Here is a 22,104-nt window from a genome sequence, read left to right as displayed (position 1 = left end):
AGCTTCTGGGCAAATTTCGAGCAGAGCGTAGAAACAGTCTTGTTCACAGGAAAAGCATGAACTGGCCTGCCTGACGGAAAATTTCTGCTGGACGCCTACATGCCTTATCATTTAAACTATTAAAAATTAATTTTCAAAAGAGTGAGATTGCAACGACAGCATGAGTCTCCAGCACCCGGATCTTACAAACGAAAATACAAACATCACTTTCTGTCAGCCGAAACCCTGATTAATAACCACATAATAATTATTATGTAAACTAAGATTGGAGGATGATTGTATGATTAACAAATTGTACTGGTTACCGATCGGTCAGCTTGATATTGATCGCTCCTCACTCAACCATCATGCACAGCCCGGTGAACTGGTGCGCCTGCAAATCTGGTCGTATCTGCTGGAGACAGATCACGGTCCGATTCTCATTGATACCGGTATGCCGGATTCGTTTATCGACAATCCAAATTATTTTAAAAGTACACCGTTTGAAGGGCGCTTCATTCCCCATATGTCAGCCGATGATAGTATCGTGGCTGTACTGGATCGGATCGGCTATCAACCGGACGATATCCATGCCATCGTAATCTCTCATATGCATATGGATCATGCCGGAGGCAATCCGCATTTTCCGAATACCCCGATTTATGTGCAGCAGACCGAAGCAGACGCTGCGATCGGTAATCTGGAGTATGCGCCACCGGAATGCGTGCAGGCGGGCTTGAATTACCGACTGCTTCAAGGGGATCATGAGCTGGTTCCAGGTTTGCAACTGTTCTATACTCCGGGGCACTCGCCGGGTCATCAGTCCGCGCTGGTCACAACAAAGGAATCGGGTCCGGTCATGCTGACGATTGATGTTGCCTACACGCAGGAGAATTACGCAAACGACGTGCCGTTTGACGGCTTTAACCGTGAACAGGCGCGCCAGTCAATCGCCCGCATTCAGCAGATTGTGCAGGAGGTTAAGCCGAATCTGTTGTTCTTCGGTCATGATCCTGAGCAGGTAGCCGTTCAGCCGGTATATCCACAATACAAATAATGATGATAAAGCAGCTATTTCTCTACCACTGCGGATCTTTTCAGTCCGGGGGATAAAGAAATTGGTATTATGAATGCACACAAAATAGACGTATCAGGAGCCGTGCTTCATTCGGATCATGGCTTCCAGTATACGTCTACGGCGTACAACACACGACTTGAAAAGTTCGGCTCAAAGGCAAGTGGTGCGGACTGGCAGAATAGTCGTAATTCGGCCAGCTCCCCTCATGATCTCAATTTCTTCATCCGATTTTTAAATAATCATTATTGTATCTCCCCACTTCCAAAATGTTATAGCCTCATATTCTTTTCTTTTCATTAGGTAGTTGTAATGACTCCGACATTTAGAACTGCAAAATTTGGTTAACTGAGCTCGCTGATATGGAATAAACCAATGATTGCATTGAATACACCTTTTCAGTTCTAGTTGCCCCCCTCCATAGCTTTCAGCAAACTGATAAGTGATTCCATATACATTCGCTTTAACTGGTCGGGTTCATCTATAAATTCTGTATGTAAATGCTGATCTTCAGAAACCTAGCTAACTTTTAAGCGCACAAATTGATTTTCTGCAAATACACAATTGATCCTTTGTATTAACTCGCTATTAAGCCCCTGCTTGTTCAGGACAGCCTGAGCAATATCCAATACGCTCCTTACGGACAAATATTTTAAATGGATTAATACACTTAATCCGTTTATATCAAAAAAACTATTATATACATGAAGTTAATTACGCCTAATCCCCTGTTATCGCCAGCATCAGGAAGTATATCTAAGAACTCATGGGGTGAGTCGCTGTCGACACGGCATGGATGATGAGAAAAAGTAATTTGCAGTCTCGCTCCGTTTTCCCTTGATCATCTAGCACGATATACTTAAAGAAGTCGAAAGGCAACCTTATATTCAGCCTATGCTCATTTCAAAAATGTAGGTTTATTCATGACAAAGGGAGTGTTCATTTATTTATGAGTACCGAAATGCTGGAACGTCGAAGTGAAATTCTAAAACGAAACATCCATCAGTTGCTGGTTCAGGAAAATCAACACGGCGTGACACGTCAGGAAAATTACACGTTGCATAAAATGATCAGAGAGCTGCATCAAACCTCTCATGCCTTGAATACTTCCCGTTGAGATGAAAGGCTGCTAAATCAAATGAACAAATAACCTTCAGCCCACTTCTTTAGTGGTGTTGAAGGTTATTTGTTGTGTGTAGCCTTTAATTGACAGGTGGTACCCTTTCGTGATGTTACCCTTTGGATCGACTCAGCAGATATAAGAAGTATGGCGCACCAATGATGGCTACAATCAAACCTGTCGGAATTTCTTTCTGTAAAGGTAAGGATCTTGTGATCGTATCCGCTACGAGTACCAGGAGTGCTCCGATTAAAGCACAGGCTACCAGCAGCATTTTATGCTTCGGACCCACCAGTTTTCTCGCCAAATGTGGAGCCACCAAACCGACAAAGCCGATACCGCCACTAACCGACACACTAGAACTGGCCAATCCAACCGCAGCAGCGAGAAGGAGAATACGTTCCTTTTCGATAGGTGTACCTAACCCGGATGCCGTCTGATCCCCCAGATTAAGCACATTCATCACATTTGCTTTATAGTATGCGAAAGGAAGCAATACAATCAGCCAAGGCAACAGGGCCATTACGAATTTCCAGTTTGAGCCCCATATGCTTCCTGCTAACCAACTAGCCACAAACGTGTAACTTTCAGGTGTCAGCTTTAGAGTCATAATGATCATGGCAGCACTGATACCCGCCGCTACGCCAATTCCGCTCAGCAGTAGCCTTGTCGGGGAAATTCCTTCGCCTTTCTTGTAAGAAAGCGCGTAGATCAGAATAGCAGCTGCTCCTGATCCAATCAGCGCAAGAGCGGGAAGTAAAAACAATGAATTCGTAGTTTGCATAGATGGGAAAAGCAATACAAACAGCATGACCATCAGCCCGGCGCCCGCATTAATCCCCAGAATACCAGGGTCCGCTAGGCCGTTACGCGAGACCCCTTGCATGATGCAGCCAGAAACAGCCAGACCTGCACCGATTAGAAGGGAAATAACCATTCGTGGCAATCGGAATTCAAATAGGATTAATTCCTGCTGTGGAGTCCCTTGTCCAAACAAGGTTCTAAATAGCTCCATTGGCGAAAGCCGGATGGTTCCCGTATTCGCACTTATGGTGAACGCAGCAATGAGCAATACGAGCAGAATGACTACAACCATCCAATCATGGATTTTTTTACGATGACTAGCTTTGGCAATAGCCCCATTCGTAACGTTATTCATCTTACAGTGCCCTCCTTTCTTTACGTGCCAGATAAAGGAAGAACGGAACACCAATTAAGGCAATAAGCACGCCCACCGGTGTTTCCTCAGGTGCGTTAATCATACGGGCCGCCAGATCGGCAAACACGATGAGTAAAGCTCCCATAATAGCCGAACATGGAATAATCCAGCGATAATCGACGCCAACCAGCTTGCGGGTTATATGGGGAATAATCAATCCCACGAAACCTATAGAGCCAACCAACGATACCGCGGCACCCGCCAGGATCAGAACAAGAATCATCCCGGCCACTTTTACCAACCCAGTTCGCTGACCAAGACTCAACGCAATTTCGTCTCCAAGACTAAGCAACGTAATTGATCGTGACAACATGAGAGCGCCGATAAATGCTGCCACAACCCAAGGCAAGACAATACCTAGCTGAACCCACTTGGTTCCACTAAGTCCTCCAGCATACCAAAAGGCCAAATCCTGCCCAACATTAAAGTACAAACTGATCGCATCCGCTAAGGCAGACAGCAATGCCGTCACAGCTGCACCCGCCAATACAAGACGAACTGGCGTAAGACCGGCTTTGGATATGGAGCTTGTACCATATACCATCACAACAGCCAAGGCTGCACCAACAAAGGAATACAACATCAACTGTAAAAAGGAAGAGCCGGGAAAAAGAGCAAAGCAAATCGCCATCGCCAAGCTGGCTCCCGAGTTCAGCCCAAGCAAGCCCGAGTCAGCAAGCGGATTGCGGGTCATCCCTTGCATAATTGCCCCTGCTACGGCAAAGCAAACTCCGATTAACACACCCCCCAGAATTCGAGGTAGACGGATTTCCCAAATAATTTGATGGTTTTGCAGCTCAGGATTAAAATGAAAAACGGCGTTCCATACCTCTTCCAGCCTGATAGAGGCTGCACCAAATGATAGGGATAGAGCGATACCGAATGCTAAAAGTGCTAGCCCGGCTGTCAGGATAAGCGAAGCTGCCCAAGGTCGCGAGTGGAATTGAGTCGGCGACTGGTTATGATTACTTTGAGCGGGACTATCCGATGATTCTGATAATTTCATAACTATTGTTCACCCTTACTGTTGAATAGTATGTAGCTATCACGAAAACTGTATTGAAGATGATGTTGATAATGAGAATTATTATCACGCAATCTTTACTATTGTAAATTAATGCGGCAACGGCTTCAATAGCAAATTTCGACGAATACCTAATGCTCTGCTATATTGTGAACAAATAAAGCCCTTCGGTATAAATACCAAAGGGCTGCCAACAACACCGAAGCGGCTACTTCTGTGCGGCGTTCTCTTTATTCCGCTGGACAATCATATCTGCGATTTCTTCAGCTTGCCCTACAATGGCAATGGGATCGAAGTACCAATATCGATCCTCCTGGAGCTCAAAAACTTTACCCTTCCGGACCGCATTTAGTGATTTCCATATACTGTCCCCTGCATAACCGGTAGTATCCTTGCTAACCGTCAGAAAAATATAAGAGCCGGCATATTGATTAATGACTTCTTTGGAAACCGACTTCCATTGAGTCTCACCTAATAATTCTTTTTGGACTAGCGGCGGAGGTGTCAAATTCAGTCCTCTGTAAACCGCCTGTCCTCCTCTGCCAAAGTTATCACCATATACAAAGTATTCTTTATCCGAAGCTTCCATTACGGTAAAAGTATCCCCAGGTTGAACAATTCCCTTCAACTTGTCGCGTGCAGCCTGCATCCGCTGATCGTATTGGGCAAGCCACGTTTTGGCTTCCTGCTCTTTTCCAAGCAGCTCACCAAAAGCTGTCAGTTCCTCATGTACATCCTTGTACGTTCCATAAGGAATGACGATGGTCGGAGCAATTTTACTGTATTTCTCATATTCAGAAGCATCTTTGGAACCAATCAGAATCAAATCTGGCTCCAGAGCTAATACTTTTTCAACGGATACGCTACCGCGGTCTCCAATACTTGCAACGCCCTGTACAAGATCCTTCGAGAACGGATTATCCAGATAATATTTAACACTTCCCACAGGTTTAATACCTAGAGCTAATAAATTATTCTGGTATATATCTACTACAATCCGCTGAGGGTGAACCGGAATCTTAACATCTCCATAAATCGTTTTGACTGTTTTCGTTGCCTCTGACTTCTGTTCGTTAGAAGTTTGATTCTGCTTTTCGTCAGGTTGCTTTGCATTTCCACCACAGGCGGTAAGAGCTAGAATGACTGACAGAAGCATCGTAACAATCCATATTTTCCTTTTCAAACCAATTCATTCCTCTCTCTATTTAAGGTGTCACAGCGGCCTATTTACGTTCCATACTGAGCTTGGTGCAGGCGGCTATATGCACCTTTTACCGCCAATAACTCTTCATGTCTACCTTGCTCGGCAATCCCTTGTTCTGCAACTACGATAATGCGGTCGGCATTTTTGATCGTTGCCAGACGATGCGCGATGACAAGTGTCGTGCGACCTTGAGATAGCTCTGTCAGTGCCTGTTGAATCGCGGCTTCTGTCTCTGTATCCAATGCCGATGTCGCTTCATCTAAAATGAGAATTGGCGGATTTTTAAGGAACATCCGGGCAATAGACAAACGTTGCTTTTGACCACCGGACAGCTTCACACCTCGCTCACCGATCATTGTATCCAGACCATCCGGATATGAGCGAACAAGGTCTTCAATCTGTGCTCGACGAGCAGCATCCCAGATTTCTTGTTCCGAAGCACCAAGCTTACCGTAAGCAATATTTTCACGAATCGTTCCATCAAAGAGGAATACATCCTGCTGTACGATACCAATCATGGATCGCAGCGATTCCAGCTTCATCTCACGGATATCCATCCCATCAATGGTAATGCTGCCTTCCTCGACATCGTAGAAGCGAGGCAGCAAACTGCAAAGTGTCGTTTTACCCGCTCCTGAAGGACCAACAAGTGCTACGGTTTCTCCCGCATGAATGGATAGGTCCACTTTACGTAATACCTTGTCTTTGTTCTCGTAACCAAACGTTACACCTTCAAATTGAATATCTCCGTTGAGGTGGCTAACGGTCTTGGCCTCTGGCAAATCTTCTACATCCGATTCACTTTCCAACAAATCCAGGTAACGTCGGAAACCGGCAATCCCTTTGGGATATGTTTCAATGACGGAGTTAATTTGTTTGATTGGTGCGAGAAATACATTGGACAGCATCACAAATGCGATAAATTCACCATAGGTCATCTGCCCCTCAATAACAAACCATGTTCCACATACAAGCACAAACAATGAAACCAGCTTCATCAGGATAAAACTAATCGAGGAATTCCAGGCCATAATGCGGTAAGCGATCAGCTTTGTTTTACGAAACCGTCCGTTATTTTCAGCAAAACGTTCCATTTCATGTGCTTCGTTAGAGAACGCTTGAACAACGCGAATCCCGCTAACGTTGTTTTCAATCCGGGCGTTGTAATCCGCAATATCAGAAAACATACGATGGAAAGCAGCATTCATTTTGCGACTAAAATACAAGGACAAGTAAATCATCAGCGGTACAATAATAAATGTCAGCACAGCCAGCTTCCAGTTAATGCTGAGCATAATACCGAACGCCCCGCCCAGCGTCATCAACGCGATGAACAAATCTTCGGGCCCGTGGTGGGCAATTTCCCCGATATCCATCAGATCGTTGGTCATACGAGAGACGAGATGCCCTGTTTTGTTATTGTCAAAAAAACGGAAAGATTGCTTTTGCACCCGATCAAACAGCTTTTTACGCATGTCCGATTCGATGTTAATTCCCAGCTTGTGGCCCCAATAGGTAACCACGTAATTCAGCCCAGCACTTATGACATAAATACCGAGTAGAGCTAGGCAGGCATATAAAATCCATTTCCAGTTCCCGCTGGGCAGCAAATCATCGACCACCCGGTTGACTGCCAGCGGAAAAGCCAACTCCAGCAGTGCAGCCAGCAAGGCACAAGAGAAATCAATGATGAACAAAGTCCGGTAAGGACGGTAGTATTCAAAAAATCGTCTAAGCATGGTTATGGCTTCTCCTTTCTTATTTCAATTGAACTGATCACTTCGGATCGACGGAAAACATTTTAACGGCCTCATCGAGCGATTGGTCAACGGCTAGCGGTGAGTACGTAAACCACGGATCGGCTTTGATGAAATATACTTTGTGGTTTTTGACAGCCGGGAGATTTCTCCACAATGCGCTTTGCTCGATCTCCCTGAGCATGCCGTCCTTGCTCGCTTCATCATAAACCAGCATAATAATTCGGTCTCCTGACAGTTCAGGTAACTTTTCCATTGAAATAACATCATAAACATAATTAAATTTCGGGTCCTTCGCCAGCTTCTGGCGTATGTACTCAGGAGGATTCAATTCCAGTGAACGGTAAATAACATGTCCTACATTCCGCGCTCCGTATACCCTTAACACATTCTTATCGTAGGCCATATAAATGGTAACCGTTTCATCTTTTTTGAATTTTCCAGCCAGCTTTTTCCGTCCTTCGGCAGCCTTTTTGTCCAAGTTAGCGATCCACTGCTCAGCTTCCTTGTCCTTACCCAGTACGGCTGCGACGTTCCGCAGTTGTTTGAATACATCCCCTTCTCCAAAAGAAACGACTACGGTTGGAGCAATTTTCTCCAGCTGCTCCTTCACTTCTGGCGTGGTATATTCTGTTGTGATGATCAGGTCTGGTTGTAGCTCCAGCACCTTTTCTACATTCGTCGGGTTCCCAATATCCGCAACTCCATCAATCTTACCCTTTAAATAGTCGCCTTCCAACAAATGGGAAGCAGCGCCTGCAGGCTTAACTCCCAAGGCCAGCATAGCATCCAAATATTGCGTTGTGACGACTCGCTGCGGATTTACAGGGATACTGATCTTATTGCCACTGGCATCTGTATATTCGCGCATGGCAACCGTTTTGGATAGTCCGGAAGGATCATTAGTGCCAGTCTTTTCGTTCGTGCTAGCTGCGTTTCCGCATGCACCCAATACAACCATCAAAAGAAGCAAAAGACAAAGTGTGATTCCCCATTTTAATCTGTTACTTTGCTGCACAATATAAGTCCTCCTTAGATATATACATTAAAAATGATAGTGATTCTCATTATCATACAATTGTTATTCTATCTTTTACCGCCTCTTCTTACAATACAAAAATTAAAAACTTCCATTTACGTGTATGTATCGTCATAGTAGAATAGCCCAAAAAAGGACTGATGCGCATTACAGCATCAGTCCGAAAGCTTAATATGTTGGGTCAAGCGCCCGTTTTATTTCGATTGATCCACTAACTCCAACTTAGCGGGAATTGATTTTTTCACGGTTTTACCTTGAAGTACATCCTTGGCTGCCTGAACCGCCAACTGCCCAATCAACTCAGGTTGCTGAGCCACGGTGGCTGTCAGCTTCCCCTCCTTAATTGATTTAAGCGCATCCTCGTTACCGTCAAAGCCGATGACTGGAATGTTCTTACCTGAGCTTTGGATTGCTTCGATGGCCCCCAACGCCATTTCATCATTGTGGGCAAATACAGCCTGAACGTCCGGGTTGCCTTGCAGCAGATTTTCCATCACGTTCAAACCTTTGGACCGATCAAAATCAGCCGACTGCTTGGCTATGACTTTCAGGTCCTTATCTGCTACTTCATGGAAGCCTTTCCCGCGTTCACGGGTAGCCGATGCGCCTGGAACTCCTTCCAACTCAATGACCTTGGCACCTTTTCCGACTTGATCAATTACGTATCTGGCAGCCATCCGTCCACCTTCTACGTTGTCCGAAGCGACGAGCGCTTTCACATCTCCTTTATCAGCAGATCGATCCAGTGTTATGACCGGGATATTCAATGCATTCGCTGATTGCACTACGGTAGAGATGGCCGACGAATCTGTCGGATTAATGAGTAACGCGTTTACTCCCTGCTGGATCAGATCATCCACGTCATTACTTTGTTTCGCCGAATCATTTTGTGCATCGACGACAATGACCTGCAATCCTTGTTTTTTGGCCTCTGCCACAACTCCGTCTTTAAGAGAGACGAAGAATGGATTATTCAGCGTTGAGATCGACAAGCCGATTTTAATGTCCTTCAGGCTCGCGGCCGCTTTAGGTTTCGCCCATTCGGGCGGCTCCAAGGAACACCCTGTCATGAGCAGGAGCAGCAAGGCAGTCATGATTAATGTAAGCTTTTTCATATTTATGTGTCTCCTTCTACGCAGATTAGGTGTATTATGCGGATTTTTTACGGTCAATCAATACAGCAATAGCGATAACTATCCCTTTTACTACCATTTGATAAAAAGAGTTAACCCCCAGCAAATTCAAGCCATTGTTTAGCGTACCGATGATAAGCACACCAATTAACGTGCCTACGATTCGTCCGCGTCCTCCCGAAAGGCTTGTTCCACCTAGTACGACAGCCGCAATGGCATCCAGTTCATAAGAGGTACCCGCAGTCGGTTGAGCTGAGTTCAAACGAGAGGTCAAGATAGCACCCGCCAACGCGGATAGCATTCCAGCCAGAGAGTAAATCCAAATTTTTACTCGCGGTACTTTAATACCAGATACAATCGAAGCCTTCTCGTTACCGCCGATGGCATACGTTTTGCGTCCGAATGGTGTTTTATGCAAAATGATCCACAGTACAGCAAAGGTGATGAGCATCGTAATCGCCGGAACCGGAATACCAAACTGATAACCACGGCCAAACAATTGAAATACCAGACTGTCTCCGAGTCCTGTAATAGGGTTACCGTTGGTATAAACGAGTGTCAATCCTCTGAAAATGGTCATGGTTGCTAGTGTGGCGATGAACGGAGCCATTTTACCTTTAGTGATCATCAAGCCGTTGACCATCCCCATCACGCCACCCAATGCACAACCGATGATAATCGCCAAAATCGGATCGAATCCGGCCAGCATCATATTTGCGACAAACGCACTGGATAGTGCTAATATGGAGCCGACTGACAAATCAATTCCACCTGTAAGAATAACGAAGGTCATACCGAACGCAATCAACGCATTAATGGATACCTGGCGCAACAAATTCAAAATATTAAGCGGTTCCAAAAAGCTGGGATTTAAGGCCGATACGATGATCACCAAAATAATGAGTCCTAACAACGGGCCAAGCTTCTGTGTGATTTGTGATATTTGAAAGCCTTTGCTACCTTTTGCTTCATTCATAGTTGTCATATTACTGTCCTCCTGTAGCTAGCGTCATAATATTTTCTTGTGTGGCTTCTTCCCTGCTTAGCTCCCCGCTGATCTTACCCTCATGCACCACGACAATACGATCGCTCATGCCGAGTACCTCGGGAAGTTCTGAGGATACCATGATAATCGCGACTCCACGTTCGGTCAGCTCGTTCATCAACTGGTAGATTTCCCGTTTGGCTCCCACATCCACGCCTCTCGTCGGTTCATCAAGAATGAGTACATTGGGACCAATACCTACCCATTTGGCAATAACCACCTTTTGTTGATTACCACCTGACAAACTGCGAACCGTTGTTTCGCCCGATTGGGTTTTAATTTGTAAGCGCTTTATTAATGTGTTAACAAAATCGAGCTCTTTTTTGCCTGAAATAAATCCTTTTGACGTAAAGCTGAACAAATTCGGCAGCACCATGTTTTCCCGGATTGAAAAATCCAGCACCAATCCCTCATCTTTTCGGTCTTCTGTAATGAAGCCTATCCCTAGTTTGACCGCGTCATCCGGCTTACGAATAGACACCTTTTTTCCACGTACATGGATCTCACCACGATCCAAAGCATCAAGTCCAAATAACGCCCGCATAATCTCGGTCCGTCCCGAGCCCATCAAGCCTGAAAAACCTACAATTTCCCCAGATCGTACAGTGAAATTCACATCTTCAAATAACCCTTTATGCGAAGCATTTTTGACCTCCAGAACCACTTCTCCCAAAGCTGGCGTTCTTACCGGATAGCGTTCAGTCAGCTCTCTACCCACCATTTTCCGTACAACTTCATCAAAATTCGTATGGGGAATCGCCTGAGTATCCACCGTTTTCCCGTCACGCATGATGGTAATCCGATCACAGATCGCGAATATCTCCTCCATCCGATGTGAAATATACACAATCGAAACACCATCTTTTTTCAAGGAAGTAATAACCTCGAACAGCTTCTGGATTTCCCTTTCGGTTAAGGCGGCTGTCGGCTCATCCATCACGATAACTTTGGCATCCGTCATGAGTGCTTTGGCAATTTCAATCATCTGCTGTTGACCCACCGAACACTCGCCTGCTTCACCGTTCAATGGAAGGTTTACCGAGAGCTTGCTGAATTGCTCATTTGCTAGCGCTTTCATTTTGGAGCTATCTAGTAATCCCCATTTAGATGTCATTTCCTTGCCGATAAACAGATTTTCCAGCACCGTCATCTCCGGCCACACATTCAGTTCCTGGTGAATAAAAGCAATTCCTTTTTGCTCCGCTTCTTTGGGGTTAGCAAAATAGGTTTCCTGACCGTCAATGATGATCGTTCCCTCATCTCGCCGATGCAGTCCGATTAAAATATTCATCAGCGTTGATTTGCCTGCACCATTTTCACCCATAAGGGCATGTACTTCACCTTCACGGAGATCAAAATCAACACCACTCAGCACCTGATTGGTTCCAAAGGCTTTGTGAATTCCCTTCATTTGAATCTGCATGCTGTACCCCCCTTTTTATTCAAAACTGATTTATCCAAAATGAACTCCTGCCTGCAAAATACAATTGGCATATGGCTGATCTTCTCCTGTACGAATGACCGCCTTGGCATAACGGGTCAGCTCCTTGAATTGTTCATGAGAGCAAAACTCAATGATGGCAGTTTGCGGATTTCCTGATTGTCCCTCTGCAAATGTGCGGTTAATGTACTGTAAAGCGTGCTGATTAGCTTGTTTGATTTCTTCGGCCAGCGTTACTTTTTCGATCACCATATCTGCTGCAATGACATCAACGACGTCCTGAAAGGATGGAACACCCAGTTTAAGGGCCAAATCAATTTTGGTAACGCCTTCAGGAACAGGTAAGCCGGCATCAGCCACCACAATATAGTCCGTGTGGCCGAGATCCGACAGTACTTTGGATATATGACTGTTCAGGATTCCATGTTTCTTCATATTATAATTGCTCCTCCACTTCACGACGGGTTGGCATTCCACCCTGAGCTCCAAATTTGGTAACGGACAATGATGCGGCACGATTAGCAAATTTCACACTGTCTGCCAGCGATTTCCCTTCAGCCAGTGCCACCGCAAAAGCAGCGTTAAACGTATCTCCTGCACCTGTTGTATCAACGGCTTCTACTTTGTAAGTAGGAACCACAACTTCCTGTTCTCCGTCGAAGAACCGTACACCGTTGCTGCCCTCAGTTACAAACAGCTTGTTCGGATATTTGCGCAGCGCTTCTTGAAGGCTCATATCCTTAAACATAATGGCAGCTTCATGCTCATTCGGCGTAATATAGGTCGCATTCGCAATTACGCTTTCTTCCACCTCACGAGCCGGGGCTGGATTCAGCAACAATGGTACCTGGTACTTCGCACAAATTTCGCTTACATAAACAACCGTTTCCGACGGTATTTCCTGTTGAATTAACACAATATCCGAACTTCGGATGACATCAAGCGCTTCTTCCACATAGGCGGGTGTCACTTCATTATTTGCTGCTTTTACCACGACAATACTGTTATCACCCTCAGCCAGTACAATATGTGCTGTACCGCTTTCCATATGTGTAACCGGTTTCACATTTCGGATATGAACATGATTTTCTTCAAAATTGCGTAAAATCTGTTGTCCAAAATGATCATCCCCTACACGTCCAATCATCGTAACGTCCGCTCCGAGTCGTGCTGCGGCTACTGCCTGATTAGCTCCTTTGCCTCCAGGTACGGTTGTAAAGCTTTCGCCCAATACTGTTTCACCAGCACCGGGACGCTTGGACGAAGTAACTACGAGATCCATAGAACTGCTTCCGATAATCGAAATTTTAGCCATCATAATCAACCTTTCTCGTCGTTTCCCGTTCAATGAATTTGACGGGCAATTGTATGCTTGAATAGGTAAGTATGTTCGAATGAAGATTAGGTACGCTGGACTTCGTTGCTTGCGACTGCTCAATCAATTGAATCAGCAGACCTGCCGCTTCCCAACCCATTTCATAAGCAGGCTGCCGAATCGTTGACAAAGGCGGGAATAACAAGCTGCTTAATGGTATATCATCAAACCCGATAATTTGAACATCATCCGGGATTTTCTTTCCTAATCTATGTGCCTCATGCATTACCGCTGTAGCCACAATATCGTTACTGGCGATAACTCCGTCCGTATCCGGGTACTTGCTGAACAGCTCTTTGGCCCACGACTCGGCCTCCTTGAACGAAAAGGACGTTGTCTCGACGACATGGTATTCAATGCTGGATTGCTGAAGCTCTTCAACCGCCCCGCGAAAACGATCCTGTGCTGGACGAATATGTGCAGGGCCCTGCATGACTGTAATTTGTTTGCTGCCGCGGACAACCATTTCCTGAGCAGCCAAGCGACCGCCATAGGCTCCATCCGCATATACGGAGAGGCTGTCACTGGAAGTTCGATCGAGAAACACGACCGGGATTTTCAGTTTGGCGTAACAGTCGGCATCGGGATCATTGGTAGATGAAATGACACCAACGACATTATTTTGAACAAAAGTATCCATGTAATCCAATTCTTTTTGGCGATCTTCATCACTATTACCGAATATAATCCGAAAATCATTTTCCTGCATTCGATCCTCCACCCCACGAGCCAACAAGGGAAAGTAAGGGTTCGTAATATCCGGCAGCAGCAGACCGATTAATCTGGATTTCTTTTTATACAGAGAACGTGCAACTTCATTGGGCTTGTAATTTAACTGCTTCACAGCAGCCTCAACCTTTCGCCGTGTATCCTCATGCACATATCCGGTTTGATTAATAACTCTGGATACGGTCGCTACGGAAACACCTGCAAAGCTTGCTACCTGCTTAATTGTTGTCATAGTGTACATCAACTCCAATATGTGTAACCGGTTACACATATAAAATATCATAGCTTTTATTTTTTGACAAGCATTTATTTGCATGTTGAATGCTTTAGCTTTATAATTATTGTTGTAACTAATATAGTTTCACCTTTTTGCACATTCTAAAGTGGGCAGGCCCACTCCCGGTTACTCAATAAAATACGTAAACATGGAGGCTTTTTCCTGATGAATATCGAAGTTTGGTCTGATTATATGTGTCCGTTCTGTTATATTGGCAAACGCCGTTTGGAGCAAGTATTACAGCAATTCCCACACCGCGATGAGGTGCAATTGACGTTCAAGAGTTTTGAATTGAACCCGGATGCTGTGAAAGATAGTGGTAAAACGATCAATGAAGAACTATCAACTAAATATGGCGTCAGTCTGCAAGAGGCTCAGGCTATGAATGATCGTATGAACGAAAACGCACGCTCTGCAGGTCTGGAGTACAATATTCATGCCATGGTGCCGACAAACTCTCTCGATGCGCACCGTCTAACCCTTTGGGCTCAAACACAAGGCAAAATGCTGGAGCTGAGCGAGCGTTTATTCCAGGCTGTTTTCATCGAAGGAAAGCATACGGGTGATCATGAAGTGCTGACAGCGTTAGCAGCTGAGGTTGGTTTGGATCAGAAGGAAGCCGCTGCTATATTAGCGAGTGACCGCTTTGCTGATGAAGTTAGAGCCGATGAAGCTGATGGCGCTGAGTTGGGTGTTCGGGGTGTGCCATTCTTTGTATTTGATCGAAAATTTGCTGTTTCTGGTGCTCAGCCGGAGGACGTATTTTATGATGCGCTTCAAAAAGCATGGGACGAACGCTCACCTTTCACTATGATAAGCGCGAGCTCGTCCAAGCATGATGCAGGTGGTGGTGTATGTACCGACGACGGTTGCGAGATTCCAGGCCGCGAGAGCTGATCGACAATGAATGAAGATGTTTAACTCCCTAAATAACTTAAAAAAAGCGTGCCAGCACCAATTAAACCTGATGCTGGCACGCTTCTTTATTTTTTTATAACGATTTAATCATCCCACCATCCACAAGAATGGTACTGCCTGTCAAATAGGATGAAGCTGAAGACGCCAGAAAAGCAACGACTTTACCGAACTCTTCAGGCTCTCCATATCGTCCCAATGGAATGCCCTCTTCTGCTTGTTTGCGAACCTGATCCGTCGTTTGGTGGGTTTTCTCAGCTCGATGCTCGTCCAAGCTGCGAACGCGATCGGTTGCTATTCTCCCCGGTGCTACAGTATGTACCAGGATATTATAAGGAGCTAATTCCAGAGACAATGTTTTCGCCAATCCAGCGACCCCAGTACGTAGTGTATTCGAAATGATTAGGCCCGGAATCGGCTGCTTAACTGAGGAGGAAGCAATATTTAAAATTCTGCCGCTTTGTTGTTTTTTCATATATGGTAACGCCTCACGGATTAACCGGATATGACTAAGTAAATTTTGCTCAAAGGCCTGCATCCAAACTTCATCTGTAAAATCATCAAAGGTGCCCGCAGGAGGACCACCCGCATTGTTAACCAAAATATCGACGGTGCCAAACAAATCGACTGTACGGCGGATGGCCAGGGAAATATGTTCAGGTTTTGTTACATCGCAAACTACATATTCAACGCGGCCACTCGCCGTTTCCTGTAATTCCGCCTGCGTCCGCTGAAGCTCTGCTTCATTCCGTCCGGAAATGACGACATTCGCACCTTCGCGTGCCAGTTCCCGTGCGCTTGCCTTTCCGAGTCCTTTACTGGAACCTGCAACAAAGGCAGATTTTCCTGTTAATCCTAAATCCATTTATGCCACTCCCTTTTCTCAGTGTTCTCTATATAATTGTACACATGACCAGCACGTAATGCGAATAGCTTGGTAGTATCATGAAGGCTATCTATCTTCTCACCATTAAAAAGAATACGAAATCATTAATTGCAAGGTAAAACAAAAAAGGCCTGACATTTAGTCAGGGGCCCTTTTTGTTTACAAAATTTTGTTTGTTTACAGCACGTTATGATGTTGATGCAGGTGTTGTTGTTGGCTGCTCGTATACAACAACGGACTGGCTCTCAGGCTCCCATTTAACATTTGTCCCCAAGGCCTCTCCGATTACCCTTACAGGTACCATTGTCGTCCCATCCACTATGGATGCTGGCTGCTCGATAGAATACGGCTGACCGTTAATATATGCTTTCGGACTGTTAACAAATAATTTGACGGACACGCCGTTACGGGTGACAGTAACAGCCTTTTCTTTCGGATCCCAGGAAACCTTTGCATCCAAAGCTTCGGAAGCTGTTCTAAACGGAACAAGTGTGGTCCCATTGCTGTTAATCGGTTTGGCATCGTATTCTTCACCATTCACGAACAGCTTCATACCCGACGGCCGTCCGGCCTTCTTCGAGAATTCACCCAGCTTTTTGTAGCTGTCCAGATTGGACACATCAGCCAGTACCGCCTCCCCCTGCATGTAAACGGCATCTGTTACATTTCCGTTTTTATCCAGTAGCTCAGCTGCCTCAGTCAGTGCTTTACCGGAATTCTGGATCAATTCAAGTTCAGCAACCTGCTCCGGAGTCAAACGGTCCGGGTATTTCGTAAGCAGCAGATTCGCAATAACCGCTCCTGCCGGCTTATCCTTCGTATTTTCTACCGCATTAAGCAGACCCTTGTAACCGTTGCGTCCCTTGTGACCATTATGGTCTTTGGACTCCCCGTATGTATCATCCGTTACTGCAACAGGTTCGGTTTTTCTGATTTCTGCGTGTTTGTCTTTTTTACTGTTTTCATCCTTTTTATTGGATGCTTTATCCTTTTGTTTTTTGGACTGATCATTGACTGAGTCATGGGGATTGATTAGCTCTTCCCCGCTCTTTTCATTCCCGTCTTTAACAGACGTCTTTGCTTCCTGTTTGTTCTCCTGATCATTTCCGCGTCCCTGCTTGGCTTCAGCGGTTCCCGCTGCCAATCCCAAGACCAGTATACACGCTAGTAAAGCTGTCCAAGTGTTTCTCATGATGCGATTCCTCCTTATAGTAAAGACCGGGGTCAAATGTCCCTAGATGTATTAACGGCTTCTCTAAGCTGATTTTTTATCTTTTCTTTAACTAATGTGTGAGACACCGCTATAGCTGCAGTACAGATTGCCAAAACCACTATAAAATTTTATTATACGCCTAACCTATTAACACAGTATAATGAGAATTACACATGCATTTTAAGAATCAGCCTTTACATTCGCATAATAGAAAGAAGATGAAACAGACATGTTCGGCACCATTCTTTTGGACGTTGTTTTACCTATTTTTGTACTTATCGGTTTTGGTTGTATCATGCAATATTTTTTCCGACTGGACTTGTACACCTTAGCTAAAATCAATTTTTACTATATCACCCCCGCAGTTGTGTTTACGGGTCTTTATAACTCGGAAATATCCTTAATGCTCATGGGTGAGGTTTCGCTTTTTTATGCCTTGTACATAGCTATTCTGTACGTAATCAGCACAACCGTCGCCAGATCTCTGAAATACAGCCCTGGAATGCGTGGAGCTTTTACAAACAGTGTTATGCTAGATAATTCAGGAAATTATGGTCTGCCAATCAATCAGTTGGTGTTCAAAGGTGATCCGCTGGCCATTTCCGTTCAAGCACTGATTATGACCTTTCAAAGCTTTGTCACATTTACATACGGTACTTTTGTTGTACAAAATGGCAAGGCCAATACTCGAAAAATTTTAATTAATTTTCTGAAAATGCCTGTTCCCTACGCGCTTGCGCTAGGCTTGCTTCTAAATCTGCTGCATAGTCCATTGCCTAATTTACTGGCTGAGCCTTTGAATTATATTAGCCAGTCGATGGTTGCCGTTGCTTTGCTTACTTTGGGAGCACAAATAGTGCAATACCCCTTTCGTTTGCGCCGTACAGCCGTGTACATCAGTATGGTGCTACGTCTGATTGCTGGTCCGATGGTCGGTTTTATGCTAGTGTTGCTGCTAGGTCTTAAGGGGATTCCCGCTCAAGCGCTGCTCATTGCATCGGGTATGCCTACCGGCGTTAACACAAGTATTTTGGCGGAAGAATATAAAAATGAACCCGATTTTGCGGCACAGACAGTATTACTTTCTACGATTGTGAATGTCATTACGATGACACTGTTAATTTCAGCATCCCGGCATCTTGTTTGAGGTGTATGTAAATATAAAAATTGGATTAGAGACGCTTTTTGTCTGAGGGCAGGAGCGTTTCTTTTTTGCAAGAAAAAAAGAACGTATGTTTGTACAAGTGTTCCTTTTTCTACTTAAAGTGGTGTGTTTGTTTTATGGAGATTGTATGCGAGAAAGAATCTTTTTGCTATTATGAATTTTTCATATAGTGAAATAATTATATAAAATTAATTTGAATCTCTGTTGGTTGTGTTTTCAACTTGTCGTTGCTTTGTTTCCGAAAAAGATTGACGGGCAACAATGTCATCAAAAATAAAGCCAGCTCGCTCATTAGAGTGGCTGACTTTGACTTAGGATTATTCTTATTATGGTTTAGGGCTCAATTCCCCATTGCTTGCTTCCAGACAGGTAAGCGGTTATTTTAGTGGAATCTTGTAAACTGTTTGCTGTGGAATTAAAGGAATAATCATCGGTTTGTGTGTAATTGCTCCAGTCCACTTTGGATATCCGGGTTTGCAACTCTACACTTTGACCAGGCTCTAAAGAACCCGCAGCCGACTTAAAACCGATCTCTGCATAAGAATCTGCCCCTGGCTTCGCATTGGATAGTGTTTTGAAGCTAGCAATCACATTCTCTGTACCGATGCTTGACCAATCCGTGAAGAAATTTTGCGCTTTCTCCCCGTTGATGGTGTAATAATAACGCAATGTAACGTCTGCTAGGGAAACGGATGAAGTTCCCGTATTGGTTATTTTAAATTTGGAACTGATTGTATTGCTTGTGGCGGATACATTCCCATTAAAGGTTTGCACCTTCAGAACGCCCTCGCCTGTTCCCGGCTCACTTGGCGTATCCCCTTTCACCGTAATCGTGAACAACGCATCATTGCCTGCACTAAAATGGAAGTTCAGCGTGGTCTCACCTTTAGGAAGTTTAGATAAATACTTGTTGGTAAGAACGACTGTCTCGTCACTAAGCGTATAATCTTCACCTTTGTTCAGCACCACGTTCCCTTGCTGGATGGCTTCCAGCGTATTACCGTTAAGTGTAAGCTTGACAGTAATATCGGCATTGCTGTTATCCACTCCATAGGTTGCAGTCGTTGGTGTAATACTTGCTTGCCCGGTAGACGGCTGATCACCGCCCACACGATCCGCCACCAGAATACCGCGGCCATTCGTTCCCAGATAAGCACGTCCATAAACCCGAGGATCTCCAATAATTGTGGTCACTCGAGCATATTGATGCTTGTCGTCATTAATGCGAACCCAGTTTACGCCAGCATCGTCCGAACGGTAAAATCCACGTGTGCCGTCAATTTTACCGACGATAAATACTGCTGCATTGGTGCGATTTGGTGCTGCTTTGCCAAAGCCTACAAAATCCGCCTCCTGCACATTATCGAGCTTGGTGAATGTAACACCTGAATCCTTGGAATGCCATAAGCCATATGGCCCTCCGTCCTCGGATCCTCCAGCAAACCACACATCCCCTTCCGCTCCTCGTACAGCATCAATGTCCGCATTACCTTCAGTTGGCAAGCCAGATACTGCAGATGCTGTGAAGGATGCACCTCCATTGACGCTTACATATATTTTTCCAGTGGCAAACGCGTAGTATTTGTTAGGATTCACCCGGTCAGAGGCGATCTTTGCATTCGCTGGAATCCCTGTGCTTGCTGTCCATGAGTTGCCGCCGGTTTTGGAGTAGAATACACCTTTATCCGATGTACTCCACAGCAAGCCATTACCATCAGCCGCTACGGCGATGCTGCCTCCTCCTGCTGTACCGGAAGGCTCGCTGTTGGCTTTATACCAGTTCGCTCCGCCATCATTGGAAAATCCGATGGATTTGGCATTTGGATCTTTTTTGTAATCCGCTTTACCCACCCGGGCCATAAAAGAAGGATTCAGCTCGGCATAATCGATGCTTTCGCTGCTTGTAAAGGTCGGATTATCCAACATTTTAGCCGGAGCCTTGAACAGATCGTCATGTCTGAATCCGGAGACATCACCTACTGCGCTCACCAAAGGCGCGCCAGTTGGAGGGCTCACCAGATCCAAAATCGCCGTTTCCTCTACCCCTTTAGCGGCTACCGAAATGTCCAGCTTGCCGCCTTTATCCCAATTGGTCAGATTTTTAGAGCCATAAATCGTAGCTCCCGTGCCGTATAGCATACGGTCGGAATTAAATGGATCTATCTCCATATCTCCAATCATCCAGCCCAGCTTGGGTGATACTTCCGGCGGAGCAGGATTGGCATTGAAAGTCAGCCAAGGCGCACTGGATATATCCAGATTATATTTCAGCTTGCGAGACGGATAACCATCGAACTCCCAAATAGGACTCCAGGTTGCTCCACTATCAGTGCTGCGGTAAATTGTTTCATCCGGCCACCAGGCATTCAACGTAGCAACCATAAGTGTACCTGGCTTCTGCGCATCCACCGTCAGTCCACCATATCCAAAATGATTGTCCGCGCTGCTGCTGGCAACGGGACTAATGTTAGTCCACTGTCCGCTTGCTGTATTCAATTTCCACAGTTCACCCTTTGTTCCGTCATATGGGCCAGCTCCATCGCTATAAGAAATATACAGGTTGCCGTCCGGCGATAAAACGCCGTGATGTGGCAAATAGCCCGTAGGCTGTCCCGCTATAGCAGACCAGGTTGTACCGCCATCTGTGCTACGATAGACACTTTGCTTTTTATCTGCAACACCTACATAGATCGTCTGCGTTGCTTTGCTGGAAGAGCCCGTTTTTTTGTCAAAGGTGATCCAGGCTAAACCGACAATGTCACTGGTATACTCATTGGAAGGGTCCTGTACATACGTCCCCGGATTCGGGAAGCTACTCACCTTGCTCCAAGTTGCCCCGAAATCGGAGCTTTTCCATAGTCCATTACCACTTCGAGCTCCAAAGAACAAAATATTATTCTTATTCGGATCAATTGTCAGACGTTCACCCATCGAGCGCCCCGGCATATTGCCTCCCACCTTAAAAGGAAGCTTCGTTGTCTGCCACGTATTGCCCCTGTCGGTGGAGCGCATAATTTGCCCGTTTTGTTTGTCCCATGAATTAGTATACGTACCTGTAGCTATATATACACGATTCGGATCAACAGGATCGGTCGCTAGTGCATCGACACCATTTTTGTTCCAATCTTCCCAGCCCACAGAATCCGTTAGCGGAATCCAACTCTCATTGGAAGCATTCCAGCGGTAAGCTCCTCCAATATCTGTACGGGCATAGATCAGATCTTTTTCCGTTTCATTAAAAATAATACCAGGTACAAAACCACCACCTCCACCCGTAACGACACTTTTCCAAGTATAATCGTCATCACTTGGAGCTGCATGGGCCGGCGCTATCATCCCTGTCCAGGAAGCACCCGCTACCACAAGCGCCAAACATGCAATTCTCAACCTGCTCTTTGCCTTAGTCAATGAATTCAACCTCCTTCTTCATTATCATTTGAATATGCGAGTCATTTCGAGATAAAAGTAATCAGTCGATTCCCGGATTCGTTCCTATCGTTATCGTTGC

18 protein-coding genes are annotated in these 22,104 nt (G+C 45.3%); 4 read left to right on the top strand and 14 right to left on the bottom strand.

Annotation, left to right across the window (positions count from 1 at the left end):
• Positions 1-280 precede the first annotated feature (280 nt).
• Both aiiA and AC6EJC_RS08425 read left to right on the top strand, forming a co-directional pair.
• Positions 281-1,036, top strand: a complete 756-nt coding sequence (gene aiiA / locus AC6EJC_RS08430; RefSeq protein ID WP_444953565.1) for a quorum-quenching N-acyl homoserine lactonase AiiA — start codon at positions 281-283, stop codon at positions 1,034-1,036.
• A gap of 967 nt (positions 1,037-2,003) precedes the next feature.
• Positions 2,004-2,171, top strand: a complete 168-nt coding sequence (locus AC6EJC_RS08425) for a hypothetical protein (RefSeq protein ID WP_007432475.1) — start codon at positions 2,004-2,006, stop codon at positions 2,169-2,171.
• Positions 2,172-2,286: 115 nt separating this feature from the next.
• Here AC6EJC_RS08425 and AC6EJC_RS08420 read toward each other — a convergent pair whose 3' ends face one another.
• From AC6EJC_RS08420 to AC6EJC_RS08370, 11 genes are all read right to left on the bottom strand, one after another.
• A complete protein-coding gene (locus AC6EJC_RS08420; RefSeq protein ID WP_444953564.1) occupies positions 2,287-3,333 on the bottom strand; it encodes a FecCD family ABC transporter permease in 1,047 nt (348 codons plus the stop codon).
• Position 3,334: 1 nt separating this feature from the next.
• Positions 3,335-4,399: a FecCD family ABC transporter permease gene (locus AC6EJC_RS08415; protein WP_444953563.1), complete on the bottom strand. Its 1,065-nt coding sequence runs from the start codon at positions 4,397-4,399 to the stop codon at positions 3,335-3,337.
• A 226-nt stretch (positions 4,400-4,625) separates the two neighbouring features.
• Positions 4,626-5,573, bottom strand: coding sequence for an ABC transporter substrate-binding protein (locus AC6EJC_RS08410; RefSeq protein WP_444953671.1), 948 nt, complete (start codon positions 5,571-5,573; stop codon positions 4,626-4,628).
• Positions 5,574-5,644: 71 nt separating this feature from the next.
• Positions 5,645-7,360, bottom strand: a complete 1,716-nt coding sequence (locus AC6EJC_RS08405; RefSeq protein ID WP_444953562.1) for an ABC transporter ATP-binding protein — start codon at positions 7,358-7,360, stop codon at positions 5,645-5,647.
• Between the two features lie 37 nt (positions 7,361-7,397).
• Positions 7,398-8,396 carry an ABC transporter substrate-binding protein gene (locus AC6EJC_RS08400; protein WP_444953561.1) on the bottom strand — a complete coding sequence of 333 codons (999 nt, stop codon included), beginning with the start codon at positions 8,394-8,396 and terminating at the stop codon, positions 7,398-7,400.
• Between the two features lie 215 nt (positions 8,397-8,611).
• Positions 8,612-9,532: a ribose ABC transporter substrate-binding protein RbsB gene (gene rbsB, locus AC6EJC_RS08395; protein ID WP_444953560.1), complete on the bottom strand. Its 921-nt coding sequence runs from the start codon at positions 9,530-9,532 to the stop codon at positions 8,612-8,614.
• Positions 9,533-9,566: 34 nt separating this feature from the next.
• Complete coding sequence (gene rbsC / locus AC6EJC_RS08390) at positions 9,567-10,535, bottom strand: ribose ABC transporter permease RbsC (protein WP_444953559.1); 969 nt, start codon at positions 10,533-10,535, stop codon at positions 9,567-9,569.
• A 1-nt stretch (position 10,536) separates the two neighbouring features.
• Positions 10,537-12,018 (bottom strand): sugar ABC transporter ATP-binding protein, encoded by a 1,482-nt coding sequence (locus AC6EJC_RS08385; protein ID WP_444953558.1) that lies wholly within the window; start codon positions 12,016-12,018, stop codon positions 10,537-10,539.
• A 30-nt stretch (positions 12,019-12,048) separates the two neighbouring features.
• Positions 12,049-12,471 (bottom strand): D-ribose pyranase, encoded by a 423-nt coding sequence (rbsD, locus tag AC6EJC_RS08380; RefSeq protein WP_444953557.1) that lies wholly within the window; start codon positions 12,469-12,471, stop codon positions 12,049-12,051.
• 1 nt (position 12,472) lies between these two features.
• On the bottom strand, positions 12,473-13,351 hold the full coding sequence (gene rbsK / locus AC6EJC_RS08375; protein ID WP_444953670.1) for a ribokinase: 879 nt from the start codon (positions 13,349-13,351) through the stop codon (positions 12,473-12,475).
• Complete coding sequence (locus AC6EJC_RS08370; protein ID WP_444953556.1) at positions 13,344-14,372, bottom strand: LacI family DNA-binding transcriptional regulator; 1,029 nt, start codon at positions 14,370-14,372, stop codon at positions 13,344-13,346. The genes rbsK and AC6EJC_RS08370 overlap by 8 nt, the downstream gene beginning before the upstream one ends.
• 210 nt (positions 14,373-14,582) lie before the next feature.
• Here AC6EJC_RS08370 and AC6EJC_RS08365 point away from each other — a divergent pair, with 210 nt between their 5' ends.
• A complete protein-coding gene (locus AC6EJC_RS08365) occupies positions 14,583-15,314 on the top strand; it encodes a DsbA family oxidoreductase (RefSeq protein WP_444953555.1) in 732 nt (243 codons plus the stop codon).
• A gap of 94 nt (positions 15,315-15,408) precedes the next feature.
• Here the strand turns inward: AC6EJC_RS08365 and AC6EJC_RS08360 are convergent, their stop codons facing one another.
• Complete coding sequence (locus AC6EJC_RS08360; protein WP_444953554.1) at positions 15,409-16,197, bottom strand: SDR family oxidoreductase; 789 nt, start codon at positions 16,195-16,197, stop codon at positions 15,409-15,411.
• A gap of 208 nt (positions 16,198-16,405) precedes the next feature.
• Positions 16,406-17,410: a copper amine oxidase N-terminal domain-containing protein gene (locus AC6EJC_RS08355; RefSeq protein WP_444953553.1), complete on the bottom strand. Its 1,005-nt coding sequence runs from the start codon at positions 17,408-17,410 to the stop codon at positions 16,406-16,408.
• 250 nt (positions 17,411-17,660) lie between these two features.
• Here AC6EJC_RS08355 and AC6EJC_RS08350 point away from each other — a divergent pair, with 250 nt between their 5' ends.
• Positions 17,661-18,578: an AEC family transporter gene (locus AC6EJC_RS08350; RefSeq protein WP_444953552.1), complete on the top strand. Its 918-nt coding sequence runs from the start codon at positions 17,661-17,663 to the stop codon at positions 18,576-18,578.
• A gap of 351 nt (positions 18,579-18,929) precedes the next feature.
• On the opposite strand, the gene AC6EJC_RS08345 is transcribed toward AC6EJC_RS08350, so the two are convergent.
• Positions 18,930-22,004: a cellulose binding domain-containing protein gene (locus AC6EJC_RS08345; RefSeq protein ID WP_444953551.1), complete on the bottom strand. Its 3,075-nt coding sequence runs from the start codon at positions 22,002-22,004 to the stop codon at positions 18,930-18,932.
• Positions 22,005-22,104 lie beyond the last annotated feature (100 nt).

The organism is Paenibacillus sp. TY11 (assembly GCF_059772165.1).
The sequence above is the reverse complement of the archived record's forward strand: the minus strand, read 5'-3'. Positions and strand labels throughout refer to the sequence as shown.

Coding starts and splice junctions, on each gene's coding strand:
- AC6EJC_RS08405 (WP_444953562.1), bottom strand. CDS start 7,360: ATGCTTAGACGATTTTTTGAATACTACCGTCCTTACCGGACTTTGTTC.
- AC6EJC_RS08350 (WP_444953552.1), top strand. CDS start 17,661: ATGTTCGGCACCATTCTTTTGGACGTTGTTTTACCTATTTTTGTACTT.
- AC6EJC_RS08355 (WP_444953553.1), bottom strand. CDS start 17,410: ATGAGAAACACTTGGACAGCTTTACTAGCGTGTATACTGGTCTTGGGA.
- rbsC (WP_444953559.1), bottom strand. CDS start 10,535: ATGACAACTATGAATGAAGCAAAAGGTAGCAAAGGCTTTCAAATATCA.
- AC6EJC_RS08410 (WP_444953671.1), bottom strand. CDS start 5,573: ATGCTTCTGTCAGTCATTCTAGCTCTTACCGCCTGTGGTGGAAATGCA.
- rbsB (WP_444953560.1), bottom strand. CDS start 9,532: ATGAAAAAGCTTACATTAATCATGACTGCCTTGCTGCTCCTGCTCATG.
- AC6EJC_RS08365 (WP_444953555.1), top strand. CDS start 14,583: ATGAATATCGAAGTTTGGTCTGATTATATGTGTCCGTTCTGTTATATT.
- AC6EJC_RS08360 (WP_444953554.1), bottom strand. CDS start 16,197: ATGGATTTAGGATTAACAGGAAAATCTGCCTTTGTTGCAGGTTCCAGT.
- AC6EJC_RS08420 (WP_444953564.1), bottom strand. CDS start 3,333: ATGAATAACGTTACGAATGGGGCTATTGCCAAAGCTAGTCATCGTAAA.
- AC6EJC_RS08415 (WP_444953563.1), bottom strand. CDS start 4,399: ATGAAATTATCAGAATCATCGGATAGTCCCGCTCAAAGTAATCATAAC.
- AC6EJC_RS08385 (WP_444953558.1), bottom strand. CDS start 12,018: ATGCAGATTCAAATGAAGGGAATTCACAAAGCCTTTGGAACCAATCAG.
- rbsD (WP_444953557.1), bottom strand. CDS start 12,471: ATGAAGAAACATGGAATCCTGAACAGTCATATATCCAAAGTACTGTCG.
- aiiA (WP_444953565.1), top strand. CDS start 281: ATGATTAACAAATTGTACTGGTTACCGATCGGTCAGCTTGATATTGAT.
- AC6EJC_RS08425 (WP_007432475.1), top strand. CDS start 2,004: ATGAGTACCGAAATGCTGGAACGTCGAAGTGAAATTCTAAAACGAAAC.
- rbsK (WP_444953670.1), bottom strand. CDS start 13,351: ATGGCTAAAATTTCGATTATCGGAAGCAGTTCTATGGATCTCGTAGTT.
- AC6EJC_RS08370 (WP_444953556.1), bottom strand. CDS start 14,372: ATGACAACAATTAAGCAGGTAGCAAGCTTTGCAGGTGTTTCCGTAGCG.